Consider the following 14,593-nt stretch of genomic DNA (forward strand, 5'->3'; position numbering starts at 1 on the left):
CTAGGGCACCCCTGAATAACTCGGTGCCCGAGTGTTAATACGACTGAATAGGGACTCACCATGTCTGCACAAACTTTGACTTGCCGCGCCGCCATCGCCTGGGGCCCGGGACAACCGCTGAGCATTGAAACCGTAGAAGTCGACCCACCCAAAGCTGGCGAAGTGCGCATTCGTATTGTCGCCACCGGCGTGTGTCACACGGATGCCTTCACCTTATCCGGTGAGGACCCTGAGGGTATCTTTCCAGCCATTTTGGGCCATGAAGGCGGTGGCATTGTCGAATCCGTTGGCGAAGGGGTAACCAGCGTTGCCGTCGGCGATCATGTGATTCCGCTGTACACCCCAGAGTGTGGCGAGTGCAAATTTTGCCAATCCGGCAAAACCAACCTGTGCCAGAAAATACGCGCTACCCAAGGCAAAGGCCTGATGCCCGATGGTACCAGCCGTTTTCGCTGCAACGGTGAAACCATTTATCACTACATGGGCTGCTCGACGTTTTCCGAGTACACCGTGCTGCCGGAAATTGCTCTGGCCAAAGTGAACCCCAAAGCACCGCTAGAAGAGATCTGCTTGTTGGGCTGTGGCGTCACCACTGGCATGGGCGCCGTAGTGAACACCGCCAAGGTCGAGCCTGGCGCCAGCGTGGCGGTGTTTGGTCTCGGCGGTATTGGTCTGTCTGCCATTATTGGGGCGGTGATGGCCGGTGCGTCGCGCATCCTGGCGATTGACATCAACGACTCCAAGTTTGAACTGGCGCGTCAGCTAGGCGCCACCGACTGCATCAACCCGAAAGAGCATGACGGTCCGATTCAAGACCTGATTGTCGACATGACCGACGGCGGCGTGGACTACTCCTTTGAGTGCATCGGCAACGTGGATGTGATGCGTTCTGCCCTAGAGTGCTGCCACAAAGGCTGGGGCGAGTCGGTGATTATTGGTGTCGCCGGCGCCGGCCAAGAGATCAGCACCCGTCCGTTCCAGCTGGTCACCGGACGTGTATGGCGCGGCACCGCCTTTGGCGGCGTGAAAGGTCGCAGTGAGCTGCCCGACTATGTTGAGCGCTACTTAGCCGGTGAGTTTAAATTAAATGACTTCATCACCCACACGATGGCGCTGGATGAGATCAACCACGCATTTGACCTCATGCACGAAGGCAAGAGCATTCGCAGCGTCATCCATTATTAAGGGGAAGCTATGAGTACTTTGACGCTTATCAGTCAAAACCAGTGTTTTGGCGGCTGGCACCGGCGCTTTCGCCACCACTCAGACAGCGTGAATGGCGATATGACCTTCGCGGTATTTTTGCCGCCCGGCTGCCAGCCAGAGACGCCAATGCCGGTTCTGTATTGGCTGTCCGGGCTCACCTGCACGGATGAGAACTTCATGCAGAAAGCCGGCGCCATGCGCACCGCAGCGGAGCTGGGTCTGGTGCTGGTCGCACCGGATACCAGCCCACGTGGCAGCGACGTGGCCGACGATGCCGACTATGACCTCGGCCAAGGTGCGGGGTTTTATCTGAACGCCACACAAGCCCCTTGGAGTCAGCACTACCGCATGTTTGACTACGTCACAGAGGAGCTTCCGGCGCTGATTGAAAGCCAGTTTCCGGTCACCAATCTGCGCTCTGTCAGCGGCCATTCCATGGGCGGCCACGGTGCTTTGGTATGTGGGTTAAAACAACCTGAGCGCTATCGCTCGATTTCAGCGTTCAGCCCTATCAGTCATCCACGCCAATGCCCATGGGGAGAAAAAGCATTTCGTCACTACTTAGGTGACGACCAGGACAGCTGGAAGGAGTGGGACAGTACCGAGCTGATGAGTCGTGCCAGCATTACCCTGCCCACACTCGTGGACCAGGGGCTGGCCGATGAGTTTTTGCAGCAGCAACTGCAGCCGCAGCATCTGCAACAAGCCGCCGACATGCGCGGCTACCCGCTGACGTTGCGCCAGCACCCAGGCTATGACCACAGCTATTATTTCATCGCCAGCTTTATCGAAGAGCATTTGCGCTTCCATTACCAGCATTTGATGGCGTAAAAAAAGCCCGCATCTGCGGGCTTTTTTATCGACATTAATCGAGGAAGATCACTTTCAACAGCAGCAATGCTGCGATCACAAACACACTGATATTGACCTCTTTGTGCTTACCACCCAACAGCTTTGCCGCCGCGTAGGTGATAAAGCCCAAGGTAATGCCATGCGCAATGGAGAAGGTTAATGGTGTCATCAACAAAATCACCGCCACCGGTGCCGCTTCGGTCAAATCGTCCCACTCTACTTCTTTCAGAGTAAACATCATCAGCACCGACACGTAAAAAATCGCACCCGCCGTTGCATAAGCCGGGATCATGCCCGCCAGCGGAGCAAAGAAGATCGCCAGCAAAAACAGCACACCGACGGTCACTGCGGTTAAACCGGTACGACCGCCAGCTGCAACCCCGGATGCACTTTCGATGTAACTGGTGGTGGTCGAAGTACCGAGCGCCGCACCGGCAACGGATGCCGTACTGTCGGCCAACAGAGCACGACCCAAGCGCGGCACTTCCCCTTTGGACGTGACCAAACCCGCGCGCTGCGACACCGCAATCAAGGTGCCTGAGGTATCGAACAAGTCGACAAACAAGAAAGCAAACACCACGCTGATCATGGCGATGTCGAAGGCGGCCGCGACGTCCATTTGCATAAAGGTCGGCGCCAGAGACGGCGGCGCCGAGGCGATACCCGCGTATTGCACATCACCGGCCAACAGGCCCAGCACGGTGACCGCCATGATCGCTAACATCACCGCACCCGGCACATTGCGCTGCACGAACGTCACGATCAGGAAGAAGCCTAAAATCGCCAACGCTGGCGACAGCTCGGTCAGATCACCCATGCCCACTAATGTGGCTGGGTTGTCGACAATAATGCCTGCATTTTTCAGCGCAATCAGCGCCAAGAAAGCACCAATACCTGCGGCAATGGCTTTTTTCAGCGTTGCCGGAATGGCGTTAATGATCCACTCACGCACCTTAAACAAACTCAGTGCGATAAATACCAGACCGGATAAAAACACAGCGCCCAACGCGGCTTGCCATGTGTATCCCATGCCCAGCACGACGCCGTAGGTGAAGAAGGCGTTTAACCCCATGCCGGGTGCCAATGCCACCGGCAGGTTGGCCCAAAAGCCCATAATAAAACAGCCAATCGCCGCAGCGACACAGGTGGCGACAAACACGGCGTTGTAGTCCATGCCAGCGTCGGCCAACATGGCAGGGTTAACAAAAATAATGTACGCCATGGTCAAAAACGTGGTTACACCAGCCACCAGTTCTTTACGGACGTTGCTGCCGAATTCCGACAGCCGGAACAATTTTTCCAGCATAAGTTGCTCTCATTCAAGGTGATGCGGCTGCTCGGGCTGACCGCTTGGGCAGATTTTTCACACGCGAGCAGTATAATGGCTGGCTTTTTGAGCGTCACCCAAGCAAAGGCTACAATCGTCTACTTTGGCGTGAACCGAACCACTACTACTGAGACCGATATGAGCGCATACAGCCAGGAAATCCGTGAAGCCATCCGCACCGTACCCAACTGGCCCGAGCCCGGCGTTATGTTTCGCGACATCATGCCACTGCTGCAACGCCGCGATATTTTTCGCAAACTGATCGACAGCTTTGTGCATCGCTACCAGAACATGCAGCTGGATGCCGTCGCCGCCATCGATGCGCGTGGCTTTATTCTTGGCGCGCCATTGGCGTACGAACTCGGCCTGAGCCTGGTGCCAGTGCGTAAAAAAGGCAAACTGCCGTTCGATACCGTCACCCAAGAATACGATCTGGAATACGGCAGCGCTTCAATCGAGCTGCACACCGATGCCTTTGCAGCAGGCGATCGCGTTTTAGTGATGGACGATTTGATCGCTACCGGCGGCACCATGTTGGCGGCCTGTGAACTGGTGCGCCAACTGCAGGCGGAAGTGGTTGAAGTCAGCGCCATCATCGACTTACCCGACCTCGGTGGCAGCGACAAACTGCGCGCGGCAGGCTTTGACGTGTACGCCGTGTGCGAATTCGACGGTCATTGATATGCCATTGCAACATTTTATTACTCACCGCATTGAGAAAAGCGAAAAAGACCCAGGCGCCAGCTTTACTCACAGCGAAGACGAAGCCAATTTAGAGCAAGAGCTGCTGGCTGGCTTTTGCCAACATACAGCGCAGCAGCTAAAGGGCATTCTCGCCAAGCGTGGCGGTCGTCGCTATGGTGCTTTTCACCCTGAAATTACCCAGGTCGCTGCGCTATTAAAAGATTGGCAGGCGCAGCGACAGTCGTTCGCGGCAGTGACTCGGCGCATTGGCTTGTTGTTATCCGGCAGCTTGGACAACAGCGAATACGCCATTGATGGCTTTTTCGCCTTTTTTGTCGAACAACTGGCCGACAGTGATCGCCTCTATGTGTTTCATTTGCAGCACAGAACCAGCGTCAGCGTGGCCGCCGACATGAGCTTGAGTGAAACCCACTACCTAGACTTTGCCAGCACAGGTTTTGGCATCATGCTCAATCTGACCGATTGGCAACAACAGCAAGACAACTACCTGACCTGGACTTACGGCCGCGCTGATCGAGCATTGCAAAACCACTTTGCCGACGTATTGGGCTTTTGCGACACCCTCGACAGCGCAGAAGAGACGCGTGAGTTTCTCCAAGCCGTCGAAGACTACAGCCAGCAACTGCCAGCAGAAAAAAGCCACGAATATAAAAGCAAGGTGGTGGAATATTGTGTCGAGCAGGATATGCGCGGCGAACAGGTGGATGTCAAAGAGCTGTCGGAGTTTATCAGCGCAACGGTCGAAACCGAGCAAACAGCCGGGCAGGACTTCGCTCATTATGTGGTTGCGCGCCAGCAGCAGGATGAAGACAAGGCCGCCTTGCCCAGCACCCTTACGCCCGATCGCAAAACACTGAAGCAATACTTGCGCTACAACGGCAAAAATCGCGATTTGAGCATCAGCTTTTCGGCACATTTATTGGACGAAACCATCCATTACCATGCCGCCAGCGATACGCTAACGATTAAGACATTGCCCGACAGTCTGCGCAAACAACTGCGCGGAGATGACTAAGGCTGAGCGGCACCCAGCTCAGTAATAATCATCTCGCGCATGGAATCCGTGGTGCGTCGAACAATAAACACGGCACTGCTTTGGTTGTAATCCAAAATGGCTTTTTCCACGAACTGCCATTTGCGTTGCAAGCGCTGGCGTAAGTTAGCCGGCAGCGCTGGCAGCGCTTGTGTGAATTTCTCGGCGGCGGTTTCAATGGTGTTATCGGTAACGGACAAACCGCCAAAAATATTGATATTAAAATACAAATAACCTGCCACCACTTGTTCCAACGCTGTCAGTGCCTGCAACATCGCTAGCTGCTGCTGATTGCCGCTAGAATCGGCTTGTTGCTGCGCTTGCACAATATCTGCGTACAGAGCTTGCTGGTGACCATCGAGATTGACGGGAAAGCGCACATCGGCGTTGTTGGCGGCAATTTCCAGGTTTTGCTCTATAAAGGTTCGACTGGCTTGCCAAGCTTGCACCAGCTCTGGCCAATCGCGGCGCAATAACGCGGCTTGATCGTCCGCAGCGAGCAGCGTCGCTTGCAGACGCTGGCGCGACAGGCCATCGCCCTGGCGTAAGAAAATCAGACTGGCATCGGCAGTGCTGCGATGCGCCAGCGCTTCGAACAGTAAAAGATCGGATTGTGATGCCCAGCTGGTGCCGGAAACCCAGATCATGCCACACAGCAGCAGCCTAAACATGAAACGTTTTCCTCGGGTGAAGCCTTTGCAATGGCTGTTATTATTGTTACGACGCCGAGCCGAATTCTCTCAGGCGCACATCCTTCAATAACATACCGACAAATAGCTTGCAGAAAAACGACCATGCGGGACAGACAGTATGTCACCCAGGCCAATGATCAAGATTTCTTCGATTGCCCAATCGCCAAGCGCTCGACCACACGAGCAGCGGCCACAAACCCAAAGGTGCCCGTTACCATAGTCGCCGCACCAAAGCCGGAAGCACAATCGAGACGCGTGCTATCGCCATCAAATTGCTTGGTCTGACAAACACTGCCATCGGCCTGCGGATAACGCAGCTGCTCAGTCGAATAGACACACGGAATGGAATAGTTACGCGACGGATTGCGCGAAAAGCCATACTCGCGACGCAATAACGAGCGAGTTTTTTTGGCCAACGGGTCGTTGTGAGTCTTATTAAGATCCGCCACCGCAATCTGGGTTGGGTCAATTTGCCCACCGGCGGCTCCAGTGGTCACCACACGAATTTTTTGGCGCTTACAATGTGCCAGCAAAGCCGCTTTGTTTTTTACGCTATCAATGCAGTCAATGACGTAATCAAAGCGCTGATCAATCAGCTCGGCAACATTATTGCGGGTAACAAACTCGTTACAAACATGCACCTGACACTCTGGGTTAATTCCAGCAATACGCTTGGCCACCGCCTCGGTTTTCATCTGCCCCACGGTCGAGTTAAGCGTGTGTACCTGACGGTTGGAATTGGTGACACAGATATCATCGAGATCCATCAGCGTCAGCTCACCAATGCCGGACCGTGCCAGCGCCTCTGCGGCCCAACTGCCGACACCACCAATACCGATGACACAAACGTGAGCGGCCTGCAAACGCTGCAGGCCGTCTTTACCGTAGAGGCGGCCGATGCCGCCAAAGCGAAGTAGATATTCAGAAGTCACGCACTTACCGTGATTGCAAAAGTGCGCAGTATATCAGAGCGTACTCAGCTGTACGTCACTCTGTGCTTGCCAGCGACGAGTCTGACTGATGCGGCGCAAGCTAGGCTCCAAGCGGTCAAACTGATTCAGCAATTGACGTGTTTCATTCGCCGACAGTTCACCAGTCAGGCCACGCTTCAGTGCTGGAATCGGCGCGATGCGAGCCGTCAAGGTATTGACCAAAGTTGGCAAAAACTCAGCCGACAGCTCCGCGTGATCCAGATAGTTCAGGCTCACCACGACTTTGTCGCCACGTTGCTCTAGCACAATGTGATCGCCCGTGGTCAACTCGCCGCGTACCACCGAAGCAAAGCGCTCCAAGTCACCATCCAACTGCACTAAAGCATCGTCGCTGTGAACCACGGCTAATGCTTCCAGCCACAGTTGACGAAACTTGCGTGCGGAAATTTTCTCTTCCACCACTTTGAGCTCCAGGCGCATTGCTGGCAGACCGTCCGGGGTCGCTACCAAAGGTTCTGCGTCACTGTACAAAGCGGTTAAAAACCAAGGCTTGTTGAGTTTTTCAAAAACTCCGATACCTTCCAACTCAGCAGCGTTTGCTGCCACGGCCATTGTCGTCCCTAACATCAGCATCAGTAATCGACGAACCATAGCCATACCCTCCAACCGGTCAGACTGCTGCGCAACTTTTGATCGCTTAGCGGGCGTCTGACCTCTAAAAACTGTATGACTCTATTGTCGTCTGTTATCTATGTAATCATCAACGACGCAATACGCCACCCGTCCGAATAATTCGTGACGGGGTTAGCATTTTTGCAACAAGGTGACGATTTTTGTCACTGGACTAGTTGGTCAAGGCAAATCGGAACGGCAGTTCGAACTCTAACATGTCGTCACTCAATAGCCTTGGTGCAGGGGGGTAAGGCGCTGCATCTTCCACCGCTTTTCGTGCTGCGCGGTCGAGCACTTCAACATTGGAGCTGACAGCGGTTTCCAGCGACAACACAGAGCCAGACGGCGCCAGTTTCACCAACACCCGGACCTCGCCCTCTTGCCCGCGCATTAAGGCGCGCTTGGGATAGCGCACCGCTCGCGTCGCCATCGAGATCAAGGTGCGATAGTACTCAATTTCGACCATCTGCATCACCGCCCAATCGACGCTGGAAGTTGACGGTGCCGGTGGTGCCGAGACCGTTGCCACCTGCACCACCTCATCCGCCTGCTCACCAGCAGAAGCAGCAGGCTGCTCACTGGAATCTGCGACGGCTTCAGGTGACAAATTTTGTCGCTCATCGCCTGCCTGCTCCGCAGCTGCAGCCTCGGCGAGCTGCTCCGCGGCCTCGTTGACAGCCGCATCTAAGCCCTCCAATGCAGCCTTTTCTGTTGAGGGTTCCTGCGCTGCGACAGTGGCAGCATCGGCCACAACTGGCTCAGAGGCTGGTTTAGACGCTGGCGATTTCGCTGCCGCTTTAGCTGCAGGTGTTGGCTCAGTTTTGGCGACGACTTTTTTCGCTGGCGCAGTGGGCTTATTGACCGGCGCTTTGGGCTTCGTCTTAGGCGCAGAAGTGCTCGCCGCCGGCTTTGACACGGCTGCAGCGCTCACCGCAGCAGTTGCGGCCACTGGCTGCAACCAACCTTGGATCACGGCATCGCGGCCGACTTGTGGTTGAATGGATTCAACCGCCACCATGGCCTCATGACGATCGGCGGGGTCCAAGCCGGTTAGCTGCTCTTTGAATGAAGGCGAATAAGGAAAGCGCCCAACCCAAGCATTAGCCAACAATGGCACCAGCGCAGGGTCCGCCCACTCGAGTACTTGAATATCGTTAACCGTGATGCGACTGACGCCGTCCAAGTTGCTGACTAACAAGCGGTCGCCTGGCTGCAATGAGCCGCCAACACTGCGCAAGAAACGGCCAATGGGCTCGGCCGATGCCATCAAGCGCTTGTCGTCAAGATTAATTGCCAGCGCCTCATTCCAAACGCGATAGAAACGTCGCGCGGACATGTAATCGGTGACAATGCGCATCTCCAGCGCCAACTGCGTTTGTGGCTGCGTCCAGCTCTGCCAGTCGGCTTGATCACTGTATACCGTGGCACGAAACATGTCGGTACCCAGTCGCTGATACACCGCACTGCCTTGCAAAGGAGGCAATGTTGCCATCGCCGCTGAACACCACACCACCCCAATGATCAGCAACCAAAACTGCCGTTGCATGCTTACTCCTTATTATCGTTGTCATTTTTGTCGCCAGCCCACAAGACGCTGCCCGGTTACAGATTCACCAGTCGTATGCGCTGGTTGCTGTCTAACACCCGTGCAGGCAAGTGTTGCGCTAAAGTCTGCTGACGCACATCTTCCAAAGTGACCCGAGCCAGTATCTGCATCAGCAAGTCGTTGACCCCCATCCAACCGGACGCCAAAGAGCAGCTGGATTGAATATCACAATCTGACCCTAATTGACTACACTCCGTCAGCGCCACTGGCCCCTCAAAGGCCACTACAACGTCGAGTATGCTCACCTGTTCTGGCGCCCGCGCTAGGCGGTAACCGCCGTGAGCACCGCGCCTGGCAATGACTAGGCCCGCATCGGCCAATGTCTTCATTACCTTGCGCAAAGTGGACACTGTCAGTCCTGTCGCCGCGGCCAATGACTCCGTCGACTGCTGCACAGAGCCTGCTTGCGCCAGAGCATCCAGCACTAATATGCCGTAATCCGTCAGTTTGCCGATTTTAAGCATGAGCCCTCCTACTCCCTGCATTTAATGAGAAATACTCTCGATTGGTCAAGTTTCAACCATTTTGATACGATGCGCGGCAATTAAGCATACCAATGTGGTAATCTTTCTTATACCCGAGTAAAATACTCGGAAATAGCCAGCAACTGCGTTGGAGCACCGACTCCGACGCAGAACAACATCAGGCATTTAAGCCGCTGAGAGAGATCATTATGAGCAGCCAAATTGACACCCCAACTCCCGCCAGCACCGACGGCGTGGTATTGGAAGGCAAAGACGCCGAAATTGGTCGCCGTATTGGCAAAGAATACAAAGCCGGTTTTGTCACCGAGGTGGAGTCCGACACCATCGCACCCGGCTTAGACGAAGGCGTTGTGCGCTTTATCTCGGCCAAAAAAGGCGAGCCTGAGTGGCTCACCGAGTGGCGACTAAAAGCCTTTCGCGCCTGGCAAGACATGCAAGAACCAGAATGGGCGCACGTCAGCTACGAAAAGCCTGACTTCCAAGCCTTGTCGTATTATTCCGCGCCGAAAAGCATGGCCGACAAACCCAAAAGCCTGGACGAAGTCGACCCGGAACTGCTGCGCACCTACGAAAAATTAGGCATTCCGCTGCATGAGCAAATGGCGCTGGCCGGCGTCGCCGTTGATGCCGTGTTTGACTCGGTCTCCGTCGCCACCACTTTTCGCGAAAAACTGGCCGAAGCCGGCGTCATCTTTATGCCCATCTCTGAGGCGGTGCACGAGTACCCAGAGTTGGTTAAAAAGTATCTCGGCTCTGTGGTGCCGCAAAAAGACAATTTCTATGCCGCACTGAACTCAGCGGTATTCTCTGATGGCTCGTTCGTCTACATTCCAAAAGGCGTGCGCTGCCCAATGGAGCTGTCGACCTACTTCCGCATTAACGAAGCCAAAACCGGTCAATTTGAGCGTACGCTGATCGTTGCCGACGAAGGGTCGCACGTGAGTTACCTCGAAGGTTGCACTGCGCCTATGCGCGACGAAAACCAACTGCACGCGGCAGTGGTCGAGTTGGTGGCTTTGGACGATGCCGAAATCAAATACAGCACGGTACAAAACTGGTACCCAGGCGACGAAGAAGGCAAAGGCGGTATTTATAACTTTGTGACCAAACGCGCGGTCGCTCACACCAACGCCAAAGTCAGCTGGACGCAAGTCGAAACCGGCTCTGCTGTCACTTGGAAATACCCTAGCTGCGTTCTCAAAGGCGACAATTCTGTCGGTGAGTTTTATTCCGTTGCTCTGACCAATAATTATCAGCAGGCCGATACCGGCACCAAGATGATTCACTTGGGCAAAAACACCCGCTCCACCATCATTTCCAAAGGTATTTCTGCCGGTAAAAGCGAAAATGCCTACCGCGGTTTGGTACGCATGAACCCAAGCGCCGAAGGTGCGCGCAATTACACCCAATGTGACTCGTTACTGATTGGCGATAAATGTGCGGCGCATACCTTCCCGTATATCGAGAGCAAACATCCGTCAGCGGTGGTAGAACACGAAGCGACCACCTCAACGGTGAGCGATGACCAGCTGTTTTTATGTCAGCAGCGCGGCATCGACACCGAAAAAGCCGTTTCCATGATCGTTAATGGTTTTTGCAAAGAAGTCTTTAAAGAGCTGCCAATGGAGTTTGCCGTCGAAGCAGGCAAGTTATTGGAAGTATCGCTGGAAGGCTCCGTCGGTTAATCGCCCCGAATTCATCTGGCCCACCCATGGGCCTGTTACGATTTTTCAGGTGCCACACAGGGCACCGGACCAAGTAAGGTACAGGCAACTATGATCAGCATTCAAAACCTGCACGCCAACGTCGACGACAAGGCCATTCTTAAAGGGCTGAACCTGGAGGTAAAACCGGGTGAAGTGCACGCCATTATGGGTCCAAATGGCGCCGGTAAAAGTACCTTAGGCAATGTTCTGGCTGGTCGTGAAGGTTACGAAGTCACATCGGGCAGCGCCACATTAAACGGCGAAGACATTCTCGAACTAGACCCAGAAGAGCGTGCACGTGCGGGCGTATTCTTAGCGTTTCAATACCCAGTAGAAATTCCAGGTGTATCGAATCTGGAGTTTTTAAAAGCGGCCGTCGATGCTGTGCGTGAGCAGCAAGGCAAAGACGCGCTGGACTCTGTGCAATTTCTGAAGTTAGCACGGGAAAAGTGCAAAGCCGTGAACCTTGACCAGAGCTTTTTGAAGCGTGGCGTTAACGAAGGCTTTTCCGGTGGTGAGAAAAAGCGCAACGAGCTAATGCAAATGATGCTGCTCGAGCCAAGCTTGTGCATTTTGGATGAAACCGACTCGGGCCTGGATATTGATGCTCTGCAGGTCGTAGCCGAAGGCGTGAACGCCATGCGCGACAGCAATCGCAGCTTTATTGTCGTCACCCATTATCAGCGTCTGCTCGATTACATCGTGCCTGATTACGTCCACGTGTTGGCCGACGGTAAAATCATCAAATCGGGCGGCAAAGAACTGGCCCTCGAGCTGGAAGAAAAAGGCTACGGCTGGCTTGAAGCCGCTGCGGAATAATCGGAGTAGCCGTCATGAGCGATTTTATTCAACAGCATTTAAGTCTGGCCGACAGCGCCAACAAGCCTGACTGGTTGCAACACGCCACCGGCGAGAGCCGTCAACTGTTCGCCGAGGCCAGTATTCCAACGCGTAAAACCGAGCTGTGGAAATACACGCCCGTGCGGGCGTTAACGGAAGGCAATTACGCTGCCAGCGCCGACACACACAGCGCCGCTGGCTTAGATGAATACGCCACCATTCCGGCATTGAACAGCCATCGTTTGGTGTTCGTTAACGGTCGTTTATCGCCAGAGCTGTCCAGTCACGATGCACTGCAACAAGTCACCTTGTTTAGCCAAGCCGACGACAGCCAGCAAGCACTGATTCGCCAACACCTGGATTCGGTCATGCGCGGCAGTCAGCGTCATTGGTTGAATGAATTGAACAGCGCCTCCGCCAGCGACGGTGTGCTGTTGCATGTGAGTGCCAACCAACAACTGCAGCAACCCATTCAAGTCACTTGGCTGACAACACCACAGGCCACGCCATTTAGCGTGAACGCCCGCTTGTTGGTGGTGTTGGAGCGCGGAGCAGAAGCAACGCTGATAGAACATTACGACTCCGCCAGCGATACACAAAACAGCTTTACCAACGCGGTGACAGAAATCCACTTGGCGGCCAACGCGCAATTGCAGCACTACCGGTTGCAGCTGATGCAAGAAGATGCTCTGCACATCGGTGCGGTGCACGCCGACCTGTCGCGAGATGCGCGCTACCACTCGTTCCATTTGAGCCTTGGCAGCCGATTGAACCGCAACGATCTGGTGGTGAACCACAACGAAGGCGGCTCCCATTGCGAAATGCACGGCGTGTACGTGCCGCAACACCAGCAGCTGGTGGATTTTCATACCTGCATTGAACATGCCGCCGCACATTGCACCTCCAATGAGGTGTTCCGTGGCATCATGAACGACAAAGCCAAAGCGGTATTTAATGGTCGCATTCATATTCATCGCGATGCGCAAAAAACCTTGGCAGAACTGAGCAACAAAAACTTGCTGCTGACCAATACTGCCGAAATCAATACCAAGCCTGAGCTGGAAATTTACGCTGACGATGTGAAATGTGCACACGGCGCCACCGTGGCTCAGCTGGAAGAAAAAGCACTGTTTTATTTGCAAAGTCGCGGCATTAGCCGAGATGAAGCCGAAGTCATGCTGAGCTTTGGTTTTATTAATGAGTTGCTGGAATCGCAACCAGATGACGCCTTGGTGCAGTATTTACGCCCAGTGTTAGCGCGTCGTTTCGGCCGTGATTACCAACTTAGCCGCCATTTGATCTGACCGGAGGTTTGCCATGAGCGACCTGATTCAACGTTTGCGAGCCGATTTCCCGGCACTGCACCAGGAGATCAATGGAAAGCCTCTGGTGTATCTGGACAATGGCGCGACCACACAAAAGCCGCAGGTGGTGATTGATGCCATCAGCGACTATTACCGCCACGACAACTCCAATGTCCACCGTGGTGCGCACACCCTGAGTGACCGCGCCACCCACGCGTTTGAACAAGCGCGTAAAACCGTGCAGCAATTTATTAATGCCGCTAAGCCCGAAGAAATCATTTGGACCCGCGGCACCACCGAGAGCATTAACTTGGTGGCGCACAGTTTTGGCGACAGTTTACAAGCCGGTGATCAGATTCTGATTTCCGCCATGGAGCACCACGCCAATATTGTGCCTTGGCAAATGCTGGCGCAGCGTAAAGGCGCGGAGCTGAAGGTCATTCCTGTCAATGAACGTGGCGAGTTGGATTACCCGGCCTTTGTTGAGTTATTGAACGACCGCGTTAAGTTGGTGAGCATCGTTCATGTGTCGAACGCACTGGGTACCATCAATCCGGTGGAAGACATGATCGCCAAAGCCCACGCCGTTGGCGCCAAAGTGCTACTCGACGGCGCTCAGTCAACGGCTCATTGGGACATTGACGTACAAGCATTAGACGTCGACTTTTTTGCTTTTTCTGGCCACAAGTTGTTTGGCCCCACTGGCATCGGTGTGCTGTATGGTAAAGAAGCCCTGCTAGAAGCCATGCCGCCCTACCAAACCGGTGGCGAAATGATCGAGCACGTCAGCTTCGAACAAACCACCTTTAATCAACTGCCATTTAAATTTGAGCCGGGTACGCCCAATATTGCCGGTGTGATCGGCTTGGCTGCGGCAGTGGATTATTTGCAAGGGTTGGACCGAGATGCTTTGCTGGCGCATGAGCATCAACTGTTGCAACGTGCTCGCACTTTGGCCGCGGATATGGCCGAGCTGCGTTTAATCGGTGATGCCGAACATAAGGCCAGTATTTTTGGTTTTGTATTAAACGGCGCCCACCCAGCCGATGTCGGCACCCTGCTTGACCAACAAGGTATTGCTGTGCGCACGGGTCACCACTGTGCCATGCCCATCATGGAGCAGTTTGGTGTGCCAGGCTCGGTGCGAGCATCGTTCAGTTTTTACAACACAGTGGACGAAGTAGACGCCTTGTTTGCTGGCTTAGAAAAAGCCAAGCTGTTTTTGCTGTAGAC

Annotated in this window: 14 protein-coding genes; 8 read left to right on the forward strand and 6 right to left on the reverse strand. The window is 54.4% G+C overall.

Annotation, left to right across the window (positions count from 1 at the left end; all coding sequences use genetic code 11):
• Positions 1-60: 60 nt before the first annotated feature.
• Positions 61-1,185 carry an S-(hydroxymethyl)glutathione dehydrogenase/class III alcohol dehydrogenase gene (locus CHH28_RS16510; RefSeq protein ID WP_094061349.1) on the forward strand — a complete coding sequence of 375 codons (1,125 nt, stop codon included), beginning with the start codon at positions 61-63 and terminating at the stop codon, positions 1,183-1,185.
• A 9-nt stretch (positions 1,186-1,194) separates the two neighbouring features.
• Positions 1,195-2,037 (forward strand): S-formylglutathione hydrolase, encoded by an 843-nt coding sequence (gene fghA / locus CHH28_RS16515; RefSeq protein WP_094061350.1) that lies wholly within the window; start codon positions 1,195-1,197, stop codon positions 2,035-2,037.
• A 34-nt stretch (positions 2,038-2,071) separates the two neighbouring features.
• Here the strand turns inward: fghA and CHH28_RS16520 are convergent, their stop codons facing one another.
• Positions 2,072-3,364 carry an NCS2 family permease gene (locus CHH28_RS16520; protein ID WP_094061351.1) on the reverse strand — a complete coding sequence of 431 codons (1,293 nt, stop codon included), beginning with the start codon at positions 3,362-3,364 and terminating at the stop codon, positions 2,072-2,074.
• Positions 3,365-3,523: 159 nt separating this feature from the next.
• Here CHH28_RS16520 and CHH28_RS16525 point away from each other — a divergent pair, with 159 nt between their 5' ends.
• Together CHH28_RS16525 and CHH28_RS16530 are read left to right on the forward strand one after the other, a co-directional pair.
• On the forward strand, positions 3,524-4,066 hold the full coding sequence (locus tag CHH28_RS16525; protein ID WP_094061352.1) for an adenine phosphoribosyltransferase: 543 nt from the start codon (positions 3,524-3,526) through the stop codon (positions 4,064-4,066).
• A 1-nt stretch (position 4,067) separates the two neighbouring features.
• Positions 4,068-5,105, forward strand: a complete 1,038-nt coding sequence (locus tag CHH28_RS16530; protein ID WP_094061353.1) for a nucleoid-associated protein — start codon at positions 4,068-4,070, stop codon at positions 5,103-5,105.
• Here CHH28_RS16530 and CHH28_RS16535 read toward each other — a convergent pair.
• The 5 genes from CHH28_RS16535 to CHH28_RS16555 all read right to left on the reverse strand — a co-directional run bounded on the left by CHH28_RS16535 (position 5,102) and on the right by CHH28_RS16555 (position 9,489).
• Positions 5,102-5,794, reverse strand: a complete 693-nt coding sequence (locus CHH28_RS16535; protein WP_094061354.1) for a hypothetical protein — start codon at positions 5,792-5,794, stop codon at positions 5,102-5,104. The genes CHH28_RS16530 and CHH28_RS16535 overlap by 4 nt on opposite strands.
• A gap of 158 nt (positions 5,795-5,952) precedes the next feature.
• A complete protein-coding gene (gene tcdA / locus CHH28_RS16540) occupies positions 5,953-6,747 on the reverse strand; it encodes a tRNA cyclic N6-threonylcarbamoyladenosine(37) synthase TcdA (RefSeq protein ID WP_094061355.1) in 795 nt (264 codons plus the stop codon).
• A gap of 33 nt (positions 6,748-6,780) precedes the next feature.
• Complete coding sequence (locus CHH28_RS16545; protein ID WP_094061356.1) at positions 6,781-7,398, reverse strand: hypothetical protein; 618 nt, start codon at positions 7,396-7,398, stop codon at positions 6,781-6,783.
• 193 nt (positions 7,399-7,591) lie between these two features.
• The gene (locus CHH28_RS16550; RefSeq protein WP_094061357.1) at positions 7,592-8,965 is read right to left on the reverse strand and encodes an energy transducer TonB; all 1,374 of its coding nucleotides are present in this window, start codon (positions 8,963-8,965) and stop codon (positions 7,592-7,594) included.
• 56 nt (positions 8,966-9,021) lie between these two features.
• A complete protein-coding gene (locus tag CHH28_RS16555; RefSeq protein ID WP_157729966.1) occupies positions 9,022-9,489 on the reverse strand; it encodes an SUF system Fe-S cluster assembly regulator in 468 nt (155 codons plus the stop codon).
• 209 nt (positions 9,490-9,698) lie between these two features.
• Here CHH28_RS16555 and sufB point away from each other — a divergent pair, with 209 nt between their 5' ends.
• The 4 genes from sufB to CHH28_RS16575 all read left to right on the forward strand — a co-directional run bounded on the left by sufB (position 9,699) and on the right by CHH28_RS16575 (position 14,591).
• Positions 9,699-11,195 (forward strand): Fe-S cluster assembly protein SufB, encoded by a 1,497-nt coding sequence (gene sufB / locus CHH28_RS16560; RefSeq protein WP_233243641.1) that lies wholly within the window; start codon positions 9,699-9,701, stop codon positions 11,193-11,195.
• 90 nt (positions 11,196-11,285) lie between these two features.
• Positions 11,286-12,035 (forward strand): Fe-S cluster assembly ATPase SufC, encoded by a 750-nt coding sequence (gene sufC, locus CHH28_RS16565; RefSeq protein WP_094061359.1) that lies wholly within the window; start codon positions 11,286-11,288, stop codon positions 12,033-12,035.
• Positions 12,036-12,049: 14 nt separating this feature from the next.
• Positions 12,050-13,360, forward strand: coding sequence for a Fe-S cluster assembly protein SufD (sufD, locus tag CHH28_RS16570; RefSeq protein WP_094061360.1), 1,311 nt, complete (start codon positions 12,050-12,052; stop codon positions 13,358-13,360).
• Between the two features lie 13 nt (positions 13,361-13,373).
• The gene (locus tag CHH28_RS16575; RefSeq protein WP_094061361.1) at positions 13,374-14,591 is read left to right on the forward strand and encodes an aminotransferase class V-fold PLP-dependent enzyme; all 1,218 of its coding nucleotides are present in this window, start codon (positions 13,374-13,376) and stop codon (positions 14,589-14,591) included.
• Positions 14,592-14,593 lie beyond the last annotated feature (2 nt).

It is taken from the genome of Bacterioplanes sanyensis, assembly GCF_002237535.1.
Classification (GTDB): Bacteria; Pseudomonadota; Gammaproteobacteria; order Pseudomonadales; family Oceanobacteraceae; genus Bacterioplanes; species Bacterioplanes sanyensis_A.